We start from the raw sequence: 13,618 nt of genomic DNA on the forward strand, positions 1-13,618 counted from the left end.
AGATTCCTGATCCTTTCGGGGGTTTTCTTATTTAGTTTTTTTCGATCCGGTGACCATTCGTACGGTTTTTGCTCCCCAGGCTCTCGGAAGCAGCTTTGCAGCAAGTGCACCGACATAATTAAGGCGACCGGTGATGATCACTCGTTTCCCTTTCATCAGTGCTCGATAGGCGGCTGATGCGACATCAGAGACATTCATCGTGCGACTGAACATTTTGATGTTCTCAGCATGGGCTACCGCTCCGAACTGTGTATGCGTCGGACCCGGGCAAAGCGCAGTAACAGTAACTCCGCTTCCGTTCAGTTCTTCAGAGAGCGCTTCAGAAAATGACAGAACATAGGCCTTACTCGCAAAGTAAACGGCCATAAACGGACCTGGCTGATAAGCAGCAGTACTTGCCACGTTCATGATTTTACCTGATCTACTTCGAAGATCAGGCAGAAAATAGGACGTCAGTTCAGTCAGTGCTGTGCAATTCAATTGAATCATGTTGCTTTGTTGTTCAATCGGCAACGATTGAAAAGCACCGACGAGACCAAAACCAGCATTGTTGATGAGCAGATCAACGACTAAACCGGCCCATTTTACCTCATCATACACCTCTTTTGCAGCACCTTGTTTACTTAAATCTTTCGTGATTACTTTAACTGAAAGATCGGGCCAGGCTGCTTTCATTGCATCCATCTTCTCTTTGCTTCTCGCGACAAGAATTAAATCATAATTGTCAGCTGCTAACCGTTCGGCCAAGGCGTATCCAATTCCGCTCGACGCACCGGTCACTAAGGCAGTTTTCTTCATTATGGCCTCACTCCAATCTAACCTTTATGATGCACTTTGATTTACTATTGATCAAGCACATTCGTATATGGAGTAAGCGGAAAATAAGATGAAAAAACAAATCCCAAAGCAACGGTAAGTAACAGGATGATAACAAAATAAACATCATTTCTGCTCCATCCGATTTCATAAAAATACGTTCGCTTCTCTGTCATTGAAAATCGTTTAGCTTCCATGGCAATAGCAGTCCGCTGAGCACGGCGAATGGATTGAGCAAGCATTGTGATCGTATAACGGGTCATTCGCTCACAAAATGCCTTGACCCCTTTTTGACGCGTCATACCGCGAACACGCATCGCCTGACGAATATGCATGAACTCTTCTGCCATAATCGGAATCATTCGAAATGCTGCCAAACAACCGTATGCATAGCGTACAGGGACTCTCAATTGCTGCATTAATGAGTAGAAAAAAGGAACCGGAAGTGTCGTGGTCGCGAAAATCATTCCAATTAAACTGAACGTGAACGTTCTGAGACCAAGCAGTACCCCTCGAGCCAAGCTTTCTTGCGTGATTAGAATAAGCGATTGATGATAGATAATATGACTGCCTTTGCCGAATAAAATCATTGCCGACGCACTGAAAAGCGAAACAATTAATGTAATCAGTACAAACCAAAACGACCATTTTCCTGATAGCCCACTGACAAAATAATAGAGAATTAAAAAGAACAAGGATGCCCAAATCATTGTATTTAAATTTTGAACAAACAGATACACAATGAACAGTGAAGAAATGAGAATAAACTTCAGACTCGGATTGATTTTAAAAAATAACGTGCTCGTGTTCGTCAAAACCGTATCCAAGACGTCTCGCCCCCTTGTTGCTTTTGATCAGCGTGTCTTTGACCAGCTTTCCTTGATCAATGGTCAACGTACGTGTCGCAAAGCGGCTGACAATTTCCATTTCATGAGTCACCATAATGATCGTTGTCCCCTCCTGTCTCAATTGTTGAAACAGGTCTAGCAAGGCAAACGTGTTTCTCGCGTCTTGTCCAAACGTCGGTTCGTCCAAAATCAGAACATCCGGATGATTAATCATCGCGGAGGCAACACTGAGCCTTCGTTTTTGACCGACAGACAACTGAAACGGATGCTGCATTCGCTGTTCTTCAAGGGCATATCGCTCCAGAGACTGATCCACCCTTTGCGTGATTTCATCCTCATTCATTTTTTTAATACGGAGACTAAAAGCAAGCTCATCCTCGACGCTGTCCGCAACAAACTGATACTCAGGATTTTGAAAAACAAACTGCACATGATCCTCGGGATGCTGAAATGCCCAACACAGTTTTCCTTTTGTATGAAGAAGTCCCATAATTCCTTCAATCATTGTACTTTTACCGGCTCCGTTTTCACCAATAATCGCGATCCATTCCCCTCGATGGATCATAAGTTCTTCAATGGAGAGTTTCACACATTTCTGATGCAATACCTCAAAATGATTCAATTCAAGGATAAGTTCTCCAAATGTGCCGTCACTCTTTTGAAATTGTTTCTCTTCATATCCATTCCATACGCCAGGATACCAAATACCGAAATCATCGAGTTTTTCATGATAGCGTGCCAGAGTCGTTTCTTTCGGACCATCCGCAAAAATTTCACCATCGTGATTGAATAAGACAACACGATCAATAAAATCAAGTACATGATCGATTTTATGCTCGACTACAATTAATGTGCGGCCGTTTCCGATACGCCGAACCGTTTGCCAAAGCTGCACCGTCCCCTTCGGATCGAGCAGAGCAGTCGGTTCATCTAAAAAGAGTACATCAGGTTCAAGTGCAAGCACACTGGCAATTGCCAGACGCTGTTTCATACCGCCTGAAAGTGTTCGAATCAACTGATGACTGTTCTCTAATTTAAGATTGACCATATCCAAATAGTGCTGAATTAATTTGTGCATCCGACTACGTGGAATGCTTCGATTTTCAAGTACAAAGGCAATTTCTTCATCAACATAAGGCATGCAGAATTGTGTATCCGGATCTTGAAAGATAAATCCCCAATTATCCGGTATAGCATGTCGATCAGCACGCATGGGCAATTCAACACTGTCAGGAACAAGACCAGAAAGCACCTGCAAGAGCGTTGATTTTCCGCAACCGGAAGGACCAAGCAATAGAATCTTTTCACCTTTGTGATAATCCAGGGAAAGATCTTTAAAAAGCATCGACTTTTTCTTCGGAAATGCGAGACGAAGATTTGTAACGCCCCAACTTTCCCGATCATTTAAGGACATTGTAATCTTCCTTGGTCACCGGCCGAAGCGATTGAGTAACACCAGTTTTTTCCAGGCCTTTCACCAATGCGTATGGAAATAATCCGGAAAAAAGTACGGATCCAATGACACGAAATACCAAGTACAGAATTAAGTTCCATCCTGCAAGAAGTGGAAGATAGGCATAACCTGCATCCAAGATGATTGACGCGATCAGCGCTGCAAATGCGGATAAAGAAGCGATGCCAAGCGAGAATTTCTTATAACGCCAAGCAGCAAAAACCGCTTCTGAAAATGCACCTTGGAGTAAACCATAATAAAGATTGATGACACCTCCGCTCCCGGCAAAAAGCATTTCAGCAAGTGCTGCTGCTGTTTCAGCAAGAAATGCAACACCAGGTTTGCGAATGAGCAGCGCTGCAAATGGCGCGGCGATAAACCAAATACCGTAAAGCAGTGCGTCTAAGTGCAAACCGAATGGTTTTACCAAGTCATAAACCGGTCCCAGCAGTCGAAAAACCAAACCGAAAACTAATGCGATAACAATGGTTACAAGAATGTCAGATAAATTAAGCCTTAAATTAGTGTTTTTTCCCTTACTCATGGTACGTTTCCCCCTCATTAATCATTTTTTTGGTTCATCCATTCCCTAAAGAAAAGGTCGATGAAAACGCAAAAAACCGCTTTCATTGATAGTGAAAGCGGATCTAAATTCATCATGAACCACTTTCCTACGCTGGTATTACCCAGATCAGGTCCAAGGGTCAGGACGAATCCCTCTCAGCAAAAGCACCCCTAGTGGACGAACTATTCAATTATTTAATTTGCAAATTAACAATACTACATCCTTAAGCATTCATCAAGAAATAAGGCTGCTGATTTCATTTGGATAGTCAAAAGCATTATCCCGAAATGAATAGAATTCGATTTACCTTGTCAAGCTAAGAAAAAAGTAAAAGTATTGGAGTTCTGCACATGCTTCGGATGACACATCAACATTTAACAACTCTGATTATTGTTCTGCTGCTCTTTTTTCTTCACCCAGTGGCAACCCATGCCGCCAATATCAACCAGCTTATAAAAGCTGAACCTTTTACGAGTAGCACATTAATGAAGCAGGAATCAGATCTGATTATTTTCACGCATCTGGATCAAAACGTGAGAAAATGGGACACCGGTCGTCGATTGTCTTCTGGTGCACGCTTTATCAATGCAGAACAAACACTCCAAATCCATGATGTATTAAAAGGTCAGGCACCTTCACCAGCTTTGCTGCTGACCACTGGCATTGATCCCCTGCCTGGCCCGCACGATCCGATCAATGAGCAATATACAGGAGCGCTTGCAGACGGAGATTACGTTTTATTTCTCAAACGTTTTCACAATTCACAGCGTTTCATTTTGAGCGGTGGTTTCTGTGCTGTTTATCCGATTGTCTCCGGGAAAATCATCGCACTGGATGAAGGATTTAAACAATTCTCCGGAATGACAGTTTCTGAATTAGAGCAATGGCTTTCATCCCATTAATTCAACTATTTTTTGCCGATCTCCGATTCAAGGAATAATTTGACCGGACAAGCCATATAGTCTATCAAAAGCAATTGATTAGGGGGAACCGGCAGTGGAAAAAACAAGCACAGCATCATTCCTAAAAAAGCAAACACAAGTCTCAGATCGGATGCAACAACTTTCTAAGAAAGTCGATCAGTTTTCTGCTGAAGAATGTCTTGATTGGATTACAAAGGTCATGTACCGTGCCATTTTATTTTTAGGCATCCCCTATTTTCTCTACGTTCTTGTTTCATTTATTCGGATGGCAAGTTAATGCTCCGATCGTTCCTGTTCCAACTGATCCAATATATTGGTGAGCACATAGTCAATTGATTTAATCGTTTCATAAAATCTTCTTCTTCTCGTGTCCTTTTGAAAAGCAGTGACACAAATAATAGAGAGATTATCATAGGTATCCTTAATCTGGATTGGAAACACATACCTTGGCTTGGCAGTTCTCACCCATGTATCGGCTAGCGGCCGCCAAGCATCAAGCACGTGCTGCATTATATCTGCAAATGGTTTTACTTCACCATAAAAATCCGGCTGATAACGCTCAGTTTGTGTTCGTTCTGAAAATTGTCGATAGGCATTTTGATTTAATACCTGTAATTGACTTGTTGTATCTATTAATTTTTTTTCTGCTCGTTCGTGCAAAGTTCACTCACTCCATTAATTCATTTCTACCACTAGTGTACCATGATTGAACGGAGATGCTCTCGCCACTGCTCATGATGCATGTTGTGGCAGAAAGGTATTAACCCAGCAATCGTTTTGTTTGCGCTTGCCACGGCTTGCTGCTTTCGTTAGCTGACGGCTTCTTCTCCATCGCTGTCCCAAATAGAACATTTTCCAGTTGGAGCGAGTAATAGATACCTGTGCCTCTGGCAGCCTTAGTTAATAATTGATCGACTTTGCGTATTTTCTTCTCAGATTTTGCGAGTTTTTCTCTGCAAAAATCGAGATGTCCGCCAATGATCGCTTCATTTTTGCGGATGATCTTGTTTTCAATCTGATCGAGCTGCATCGTTAAATAATCAACTGTAAAGTCCATTTTCTTAATTGAAATTCCCTTCTGTTCGTCCATAAGGATTCCTTCTCTCAATGAGTGTCATGAGAAGGATTTCCCTGTGTCATTCAGATTCCCTGCATGATCGACAAAACTAGAACCAATCCTGCAAAACTAGTGAAATAGTGCGTTTTGTTGTGCAGACTCGCGTAAAAAACGAGAAAACTAACCTCTTTCATGCGGACTTTGGTATACTGTTCTAAGAACTTAACTGTCATAAACCAGCTAATCTACGAAAATACCAGAAGGGAGCGTTTCCAGCTCATGACCGTCTTTTATCCGAATGGACAACCTTATAGAGGCCAAGAACGATCATTTGATAAAAAGACGGATTCCGAAGTCGCTTATGGACATCGCGGCATGACTTTGGAAGAAGATCTGAATGTTACGAACCGCTATTATATCGAGACCGACCAGGCAGTGATTTACAAAAAACCAACGCCGATTCAAATTGTTCATGTGGACTATCCAAAACGAAGCGCTGCGAAGATTACCGAAGCCTATTTTCGCCGAGCATCGACCACTGACTACAATGGTATATATAGAGGAAAATACATAGATTTTGAAGCTAAGGAAACCACACACGCCCACTACATTCCTTTAAAGAATTTTCATGCCCATCAAGTTGAGCATATGAAACGAATTAAGCGCCATGGAGGAATCGGTTTTATTATCGTTAAATTTACGCAGAGTTCAGAGACATTCCTGCTCGATGCCGATTTTCTGGCAGCCTATTGGGATGCCTCCTTAATCGGCGGCAGAAAGTCAATTCCAAAACTGTTATTTCAGGATCATGGTCACCTGATTCCCCAAAACTATCTTCCTCGAATTGATTACCTTCGGGTCGTGAAAAAGGTATATTTTTGAGCTGGTCATAATCTATGGGAACAATCGAATACTATGAAACGTAAACCATGGGACAGGTTTTTTTGGAAAGGTAGGATCAATCATGGTTGAATACCATACACGAATGGAAAAACGGCGTGCAGCCGAACAAGAGAAACAAAAAAGCAATAACAAAGCTCCGAAGAATAAAAAGAAAAGCGGCGGTAAAAAGCACTGGGTAAAACGGATTTTTATCATCCTTCTTCTCACATTTTTATTTTTAATTCTTGCTGGAATAATATTTGTTCTCGCAGTTATTAAAGATGCGCCAAAGTTAAATGAAAATGCACTGCATAATTCAATATCGTCTGTTATGTATGATCAAAATGGGAAAAAGGCGACTACTGTCGACTCGGGTCAGCATAAAACATATGCGAGTATTGATTCAATTCCTTTGACGGTGCAAGACGCTTATATTTCTACAGAAGACGTACGTTTTTACAAGCATATTGGAATTGATCCGATCCGAATCTTTGGTGCCGGCATCGCTCAGTTTACGAAAGGATATAAATCAGAAGGCGCCAGCACGATCACACAGCAGGTGGTTCGCAATGCGATGCTGACTCAAAACAAGACCTTTACGCGTAAGATTCAGGAAATGTATCTTGCCATTCAACTGGAGAAAAAATATACAAAAAAACAAATACTGGAAATGTATTTAAATCAGATTTATTTAGGAAGCGGCCCTACTTATGGCGTTGCCGCAGCCTCCGAACGCTATTTTGGCAAGAACATTAAAAATGTGACACTGGAACAGGCTGCAATGCTGGCTGCAATGACCCGAAATCCCGGTTATTACGATCCGATTAAACATCCGGAACAAGCTAAAGAACGACGCGATTTAGTTTTAGATTTGATGGTTCAAAATAAAGCAATTACAGCAGATGAAGCAGTGAAAGCTAAGGCTGTGAGCATGAAGCAAATGACCAAAGGCCACCGCACTGTTCCAGTGAGCAACAGAAAATACGGTGCATTTCTTGATTATGTGCGTCATGAACTCGTTGATGTTAAGAAAGTGATCACTGAGCAAGAATTCAACTCCGGCGGCCTGAAAATCTACACAACGTTGGATCCTGAAATTCAAACTCAGACACAAGATGTACTGAATAACAAACAAAACTATCCAAATGTACAGAACAATTTCAATGCCAGTGTTTCAGTAATTGATACGCAAACCGGCGCAATTCGCGCACTTGGCGGCGGAAGAAATTATAAATATTTATATACAAACTGGTCCTATAAAGGAAAAAGAAATATTGGATCAACAGCGAAACCGATCATGGATTACGGCCCTGCTATTGAGTATTTAAAGTGGCCGACTGACTATGAGGTCAATGACTCAAAGGATATTAAATATAGTTGGGGCAAGGAAATTAACGATTGGGACGGAAAAACACTTGGGAAAATGACCATTCGCAAAGCGCTGTATCTGTCTCGAAATATTCCGGCTCTGCAAACCTTTCAGGAAGTGGATCAAGCTCTTGGAGGTACAAAAAGTATCCGTACATTTGCTGAAAAGCTTGGATTTACCAATAGTGTACTTAAAGATTTGGGTGAAAGCTACTCAATTGGCGGCGGATCTTTCACTTCTAATCCGTTACAAATGTCTGCTGCTTATGCAGCATATGGAAATAACGGTATTTACAATCAGCCTTATGCGGTTCGAAAAATTGTCAAACCTGACGGTGAAGTCATTCAACTTGATCATAAGCGCCATGTTGCGATGCATGATTACACAGCATATATGATTTCCGACATGCTCAAAGATACGATGACAAAAGGCACCGGTATCAGTGCCAATATTCCCGGAGCAAACCTTGCTGGGAAAACAGGGACAACAAATATTCCGAGCGACTATGCTGATCAGTTTAAAATCAATGGTAATGGACGATCAAGAGGTGCTTTGGATTCCTGGTTTGTCGGCTATAATACACGATTGACTACGGCCGTATGGACAGGTTATAACGCGGACAAAACCAAAATAGGCGACAAAAACTACGGATCATATTTAGGACCGAATGAACAGGGCTATGCCAAGAGTATCTTTAAGGCGATTATGACTCAATACATGGTTGGTGCTCCGGACTTCACTAGACCGAATTCGGTTACCGATCTTAGTAATGGAGAACTGGCTGTTAAGAATTCGACAATTACGAATCACTATAATAAAGCGGAAAGTAAACCAGAAGATGCCAGCAGCCCTGATTCATCAAGCAGTAGTGAAAGCAGTTCATCCGTACTTCCTGAGAGCAGCAGTTCAAGTGTACCGCCTGAAAGCAGCAGTGAAAGCAGTTCATCATCGATGCCTGAATCATCAGCACCACCGGAATCGTCTTCTGAACAGCCTGCTTCATCAGCTCCGGAAAGTTCTGCAGTAAGCACAGCACCAAGCACAACACCGTAAAAAAAGGATCCATCGAAAAAATCGATGGATCCTTTTTTTAACTTTTTTTAATTGACTTATCAAAGTTTTAATCTTAATCACGATTGATTTGATTCATGCCGCCTTAAATAAGAAGACCGCTTCTTTGTAAATTCCTGTTCCAATTCATCGAGTTGGACAAACGAAAGATATCGATCCGGTTGACTAAGCAGATAGCTAAGTCTCTCCTCAATGTTTAATGGCGCGAAAGGCAGCAACTGAATGCCCAGAAACAACTGCTGACTGTTCAATGTATTAACTGAATGTCCAATTGACCAGAACAATTGGTCAATAAAGGCAGAGATAGATAGCAGCATGGGATCTTTTGCCTTTTTCTGCTCTCGAATATGAAACAGCTCTCGAATAGATTCTCTTTGCTTCATCCAATACTCATGAAAGTAATTTTCTTCTTTATTCCATGGCCAAACTGGAAGAATTTGCGGATTTGCATAATAACAAAGATCATACAGGAACGGTATTTGAAACGTAACCTCTTCTTCTATAAAAGCGGACTCAATCAGCTGCTGATTCTTATAAAAAGGTGATACACGAAAAGACTCCGGGATTTCAAGTTTCTGTAGTGATTTTTCCAAAGTCTCCCTCTCCTCTTTTCATCCTTTTCCTTCCTTCACGGCATACATCTAATAATGGACATTCAGGACAATTAGGATGCTGTGCTTTGCAGTGGTATCTGCCAAAAAAAATAAGCCGATGATGCGTTTCCGACCATTTTTCTCGAGGCAAGCGACGCATTAACGTTTTTTCCACTTCAAGAACACTGTCTTTCCAGCGACAAATACCCAGCCGTTTCGTCACTCTCTCAACATGCGTATCAACAGCGAGTGCCGGTTTGCCAAAAGCGACTGACATAATCACATTCGCGGTCTTTCTCCCAATGCCGGGTAGTTTTATGAGTTCATCACGAGTCCTCGGCAGAACACCGCCATAATCTTCAATGAGCATTTGGCACATTTGTCGGAGATGCTTTGCTTTATTTCGGTAGAGTCCGATTGAACGAATATCGTGTTGAAGTTCTTCAACTGAAACAGCGAGATAATCTTCAGGTTCATGGTATTTTTGAAACAGTGACGGGGTTACACGATTGACCAGTGCATCCGTACACTGTGCGGACAGCATGACCGCAATGGCAAGTTCAAAAGGATTGCTGTGATTCAATTCACAATGCGCATTGGGGAACATGTCCGCAATCGTCTTCATGATGAAGTCAAACTGAGCCTGATTCAGTGCGGGTTCCTCCTTACTCACGTTTTTCCAGCCAATTATAGGTTGGCATTTTTGGCACATCATTAATATTGCGTGCAGTATTCGTTGAATGCTGCTGATGACTTCGTATTTTATCGCCGTGTGCCTTTGCTTGATCAAGTGTTTTGATTCCGTTCTTTTTCCAATCAAATAAAATTCGATCAATATATCGGAAATTCAGTTTTCCCGACACAACGGCTTCCCGCAGCGCTCCTTTAATCAGCGCAGGCGAATGGCGATCTTGATCCATCCACATTGCAAGTGTCTCACACTCGATCGGCGACAATGGTCGTCCGAATTCTGATTCAAACAAAGTATACAATGTATCTTCGCTGTTCTTTGTCGGAGAATCAATTGTCTTTCCATAGGCAGACCGCAGCAGCTTCTCCCATAGTGGGTGAAGCGAATAGGCCTCTGCATACAGCTGCTGATCATTTTTTTGTACAATAGATAAGAAGCCCCCTTGGATGAGACTTCTGAGCAAATCAGCACAGGCTGTTTCATTTAACGTCATACGCCTCGACAAATCATCAAAGGTAGGGAAATCATCACCTTTAGAAATAAAAGAATGCACTTGAATCAGCATCATACATTCTTGTTCGTTTAAACCTATGTCATGATAATGTTCAATCAGCAAGGATGGTACATTAACACTCCCGGTTTCGACTAGTTTCAGCATGAATTCCATATCCATTAGCGACACCTCATGGTTCATTATAGCATGGATCAGTATTGATTGATGAATCACGTCATTGATCAATGAAATGTTTGCATTCAATGCCAAAGACAGTAAAAAAGGCCAGGAAGTGGATCTCCAAGCCTCTTAACAAATAAATAATTTATTCACCATTGAATCAAGGATAAATCCGGTTTAGTAACCTTGGGAACGGAATCGTTTCACGAATATGATCCAGTCCGCAAATCCATGCGATTGCTCGTTCAAGACCTAAACCAAAGCCAGAATGCGGCACAGAACCATATTGACGCAGTTCCAGATACCATTTGTATGATGGATCTGTCAGATGGAAATCTTCATAGCGCTTTTTCATTAACTCCAGATCATCGATACGCTGGCTTCCCCCGATAATCTCTCCATATCCTTCCGGTGCAAGCAGATCCGCACAGAGAACCACGTCATCGCGGTTCGGATCTGGCTTCATATAAAAGGCTTTAACTTTGGTTGGATATTCAGTAACGAATACGGGCACATCAAAGTGTTCGGCAATGGCTGTTTCATGAGGCGATCCGAAATCATCGCCCCATTCAATATCTTCGAATCCCTCTTTTTTCAGAAAATCAATAGCTTCGTCATAGGAGATGCGTGGAAACGGAGCCTTAATTTTTTCAAGCTTGGTCGTGTCACGGCCAATAGCCTTTAATTCCGACTGGCAATTTTTTAATACTTCTTGAACAAGATAAGCGACATAGTTTTCTTGAACTTTCAAGTTTTCTTCGTGGTCACAGAACGCCATTTCCGGTTCAATCATCCAAAATTCAATGAGATGCCGTCTTGTCTTCGATTTCTCTGCTCGAAATGCAGGACCGAATGAAAATACTTTACCGAAAGCCATTGCAGCTGCTTCCATATATAACTGACCGCTTTGTGAGAGATAAGCATCACGATCAAAGTATTTAGTATGGAATAAATCCGTAGTTCCTTCAGCAGAGCTACCCGTTAAAATCGGCGGATCCACTTTAATAAACCCATGATCATGGAAAAAATCATATGTCGCTTTAATAACTTCATCGCGAATGCGTAAAATTGCATGCTGCCGACTTGAACGCAGCCATAGATGACGATGGTCCATTAAAAACTCTACGCCATGTTCCTTTGGCGTGATTGGATACTCTTGAGCAATTTGGATGGTCTCTAGGGAAGTGACTGTGAGCTCAAAACCGCTTGGTGCACGTTTGTCTTCACGTACTGTACCAGTGACATAAAGGGAACTTTCTTGAGTCAGTTCTTTTGCTTGTTCCCAGTCTTCGTCACTAACCTCATTCTTTAAGACAACGCCTTGAATAAATCCAGTTCCGTCACGAAGTTCCAGAAATTGGATTTTGCCACTGGAACGCTTATTAGCAAGCCAGGATCCAATCGTCACTTCTTTACCAATATAATTTTTCACTTCAGAAATTGTTGCTTTCATTTTCTCTCGTGACCCCCGTTCAACTCTGCACGATTACTTTGTATGTTTTTTTATAAATAGTTCAATGCGTTTAAGCGCATTTTCAAGATTCTCTAATGAAGTCGCGTAGGAAAGGCGGATGTAGTCCGGCATTCCGAAACCCGCACCGGGTACAACGGCCACCTTTTGTTCATCCAAAAGCGCCGCAGACCAATCACTAACACTTGCGAATCCGCACGCATCACTTGTTTTACGAATATTTGCAAACAAGTAGAATGCCCCTTGAGGCTTGACGCAGGATACCCCGGGAAGTGCCGCAAGCCGCGGATACACAATGTTCAAGCGTTTTTCAAATGCTTGGCGCATGGTCTCAATGCTTTCCTGCGGTCCATTATACGCAGCGATCGCAGCATATTGTGATATTGAAGTCGGATTAGACGTACTGTGGCTAGCAACATTTGTCATGGCTTTAATTAATTTTGCATCTGCTGCAGCATAGCCGATTCGCCAACCGGTCATGGAATGAGATTTAGAAACACCATTGATGATAACAGTGTTACTTTTTACCGCGTCAGACAACTGCGCGATTGAATAAAATGTATTGCCGTTATAAACAAGCTTTTCATAGATTTCATCCGAAACAATTAAAATGTCATGCTCCAGACAATAGTCTGCAATTGGTTTTAGTTCTTCTTTCGAGTAGATCATACCTGTTGGATTACTAGGCGTATTTAAAATCAAAGCTTTGGTTTTTGCTGTTGCTGCTTTATCCAAATCTTCCGCTGTAATTTTAAAATGTTTTTCTTCTGTAGTCGCAATGGCTACCGGAACCCCTCCGGCAAGTTTTACTTGTTCCGGATAACTTACCCAATAAGGAGCAGGAATAATCACTTCATCTCCTGGATTGAGCAATGCTTGGAATAGCAAGTAAAGGACATGCTTCGCACCATTTCCGACGATAATTTGTGATGGGTTGTAATCAAAGTCTTGATCACGTTTTAACTTGCCGATAATTGCTTCTTTTAGCGCAGGTAGGCCGCCGGTCGGCGTATATTTAGTATGTCCAGCCTTTGCTGCCTCCATTGCCGCATCAATAATAAATTCCGGAGTATTAAAATCAGGTTGTCCTGCCCCCAAGCCAATCACATCATACCCTTGAGCCTTAAGTTCCCCTGCCTTTGCTGTGATGGCTAAGGTGCTTGATGGGGTAATCGTTTCTACTCGCTTTGCAAGCTGCATCTTCGT

15 protein-coding genes and 1 riboswitch are annotated in these 13,618 nt (G+C 42.0%); of the genes, 4 read left to right on the top strand and 11 right to left on the bottom strand.

The window, feature by feature from the left end; all coding sequences use genetic code 11:
• Positions 1-27 precede the first annotated feature (27 nt).
• From NOM01_RS03970 to NOM01_RS03985, 4 genes are read right to left on the bottom strand one after another with little or no spacing between them, the layout of a single operon-like run.
• Positions 28-798 carry an SDR family NAD(P)-dependent oxidoreductase gene (locus NOM01_RS03970; RefSeq protein WP_255746569.1) on the bottom strand — a complete coding sequence of 257 codons (771 nt, stop codon included), beginning with the start codon at positions 796-798 and terminating at the stop codon, positions 28-30.
• Between the two features lie 44 nt (positions 799-842).
• On the bottom strand, positions 843-1,643 hold the full coding sequence (locus NOM01_RS03975; protein ID WP_255746570.1) for an energy-coupling factor transporter transmembrane component T family protein: 801 nt from the start codon (positions 1,641-1,643) through the stop codon (positions 843-845).
• Positions 1,603-3,078, bottom strand: a complete 1,476-nt coding sequence (locus NOM01_RS03980) for an ABC transporter ATP-binding protein (RefSeq protein ID WP_255746572.1) — start codon at positions 3,076-3,078, stop codon at positions 1,603-1,605. The genes NOM01_RS03975 and NOM01_RS03980 overlap by 41 nt, the downstream gene beginning before the upstream one ends.
• On the bottom strand, positions 3,065-3,661 hold the full coding sequence (locus NOM01_RS03985) for an ECF transporter S component (RefSeq protein WP_255746574.1): 597 nt from the start codon (positions 3,659-3,661) through the stop codon (positions 3,065-3,067). The genes NOM01_RS03980 and NOM01_RS03985 overlap by 14 nt, the downstream gene beginning before the upstream one ends.
• A 107-nt stretch (positions 3,662-3,768) precedes the next feature.
• Positions 3,769-3,864: riboswitch (TPP riboswitch) on the bottom strand.
• A gap of 168 nt (positions 3,865-4,032) precedes the next feature.
• On the opposite strand from NOM01_RS03985, the gene NOM01_RS03990 reads away from it, so the two are divergent.
• Together NOM01_RS03990 and NOM01_RS03995 are read left to right on the top strand one after the other, a co-directional pair.
• On the top strand, positions 4,033-4,584 hold the full coding sequence (locus NOM01_RS03990; protein WP_255746576.1) for a hypothetical protein: 552 nt from the start codon (positions 4,033-4,035) through the stop codon (positions 4,582-4,584).
• Positions 4,585-4,678: 94 nt separating this feature from the next.
• A complete protein-coding gene (locus NOM01_RS03995; protein ID WP_255746579.1) occupies positions 4,679-4,882 on the top strand; it encodes a hypothetical protein in 204 nt (67 codons plus the stop codon).
• On the opposite strand, the gene NOM01_RS04000 is transcribed toward NOM01_RS03995, so the two are convergent.
• A complete protein-coding gene (locus NOM01_RS04000) occupies positions 4,879-5,265 on the bottom strand; it encodes a YppE family protein (RefSeq protein WP_255746581.1) in 387 nt (128 codons plus the stop codon). The genes NOM01_RS03995 and NOM01_RS04000 overlap by 4 nt on opposite strands.
• 100 nt (positions 5,266-5,365) lie before the next feature.
• The gene (locus NOM01_RS04005) at positions 5,366-5,695 is read right to left on the bottom strand and encodes a hypothetical protein (RefSeq protein ID WP_255746583.1); all 330 of its coding nucleotides are present in this window, start codon (positions 5,693-5,695) and stop codon (positions 5,366-5,368) included.
• Positions 5,696-5,941: 246 nt separating this feature from the next.
• Between NOM01_RS04005 and recU the strand changes: the two genes are divergently transcribed.
• The gene (gene recU, locus NOM01_RS04010) at positions 5,942-6,544 is read left to right on the top strand and encodes a Holliday junction resolvase RecU (protein WP_255746585.1); all 603 of its coding nucleotides are present in this window, start codon (positions 5,942-5,944) and stop codon (positions 6,542-6,544) included.
• Between the two features lie 82 nt (positions 6,545-6,626).
• On the top strand, positions 6,627-8,966 hold the full coding sequence (locus NOM01_RS04015; RefSeq protein WP_255746586.1) for a transglycosylase domain-containing protein: 2,340 nt from the start codon (positions 6,627-6,629) through the stop codon (positions 8,964-8,966).
• A 77-nt stretch (positions 8,967-9,043) separates the two neighbouring features.
• Here the strand turns inward: NOM01_RS04015 and NOM01_RS04020 are convergent, their stop codons facing one another.
• The 5 genes from NOM01_RS04020 to NOM01_RS04040 form a co-directional block, all read right to left on the bottom strand.
• On the bottom strand, positions 9,044-9,577 hold the full coding sequence (locus tag NOM01_RS04020) for a YpoC family protein (protein ID WP_255746588.1): 534 nt from the start codon (positions 9,575-9,577) through the stop codon (positions 9,044-9,046).
• Positions 9,552-10,229 (bottom strand): endonuclease III, encoded by a 678-nt coding sequence (gene nth, locus NOM01_RS04025; RefSeq protein ID WP_255746636.1) that lies wholly within the window; start codon positions 10,227-10,229, stop codon positions 9,552-9,554. Before nth ends, NOM01_RS04020 begins: the two co-directional genes overlap by 26 nt.
• A gap of 13 nt (positions 10,230-10,242) precedes the next feature.
• Entirely contained in the window at positions 10,243-10,941 is a 699-nt protein-coding gene (locus NOM01_RS04030) for a DnaD domain-containing protein (protein ID WP_255746590.1), read from the bottom strand.
• Between the two features lie 160 nt (positions 10,942-11,101).
• Entirely contained in the window at positions 11,102-12,394 is a 1,293-nt protein-coding gene (asnS, locus tag NOM01_RS04035; RefSeq protein WP_255746593.1) for an asparagine--tRNA ligase, read from the bottom strand.
• A gap of 33 nt (positions 12,395-12,427) precedes the next feature.
• Positions 12,428-13,612: a pyridoxal phosphate-dependent aminotransferase gene (locus tag NOM01_RS04040; RefSeq protein ID WP_255746594.1), complete on the bottom strand. Its 1,185-nt coding sequence runs from the start codon at positions 13,610-13,612 to the stop codon at positions 12,428-12,430.
• Positions 13,613-13,618: the final 6 nt, after the last annotated feature.

Source organism: Sporolactobacillus sp. STSJ-5, from assembly GCF_024385605.1.
Lineage (GTDB): Bacteria > Bacillota > Bacilli > Bacillales > Sporolactobacillaceae > Sporolactobacillus.

Bases quoted from the DNA above. Each gene is read 5' to 3' on its own strand.
- NOM01_RS03970 (WP_255746569.1), bottom strand. From the start codon at position 798: ATGAAGAAAACTGCCTTAGTGACCGGTGCGTCGAGCGGAATTGGATAC.
- NOM01_RS03980 (WP_255746572.1), bottom strand. From the start codon at position 3,078: ATGTCCTTAAATGATCGGGAAAGTTGGGGCGTTACAAATCTTCGTCTC.
- NOM01_RS03985 (WP_255746574.1), bottom strand. From the start codon at position 3,661: ATGAGTAAGGGAAAAAACACTAATTTAAGGCTTAATTTATCTGACATT.
- NOM01_RS03990 (WP_255746576.1), top strand. From the start codon at position 4,033: ATGCTTCGGATGACACATCAACATTTAACAACTCTGATTATTGTTCTG.
- NOM01_RS04005 (WP_255746583.1), bottom strand. From the start codon at position 5,695: ATGGACGAACAGAAGGGAATTTCAATTAAGAAAATGGACTTTACAGTT.
- recU (WP_255746585.1), top strand. From the start codon at position 5,942: ATGACCGTCTTTTATCCGAATGGACAACCTTATAGAGGCCAAGAACGA.
- NOM01_RS04015 (WP_255746586.1), top strand. From the start codon at position 6,627: ATGGTTGAATACCATACACGAATGGAAAAACGGCGTGCAGCCGAACAA.
- NOM01_RS04030 (WP_255746590.1), bottom strand. From the start codon at position 10,941: ATGGATATGGAATTCATGCTGAAACTAGTCGAAACCGGGAGTGTTAAT.
- asnS (WP_255746593.1), bottom strand. From the start codon at position 12,394: ATGAAAGCAACAATTTCTGAAGTGAAAAATTATATTGGTAAAGAAGTG.
- NOM01_RS04040 (WP_255746594.1), bottom strand. From the start codon at position 13,612: ATGCAGCTTGCAAAGCGAGTAGAAACGATTACCCCATCAAGCACCTTA.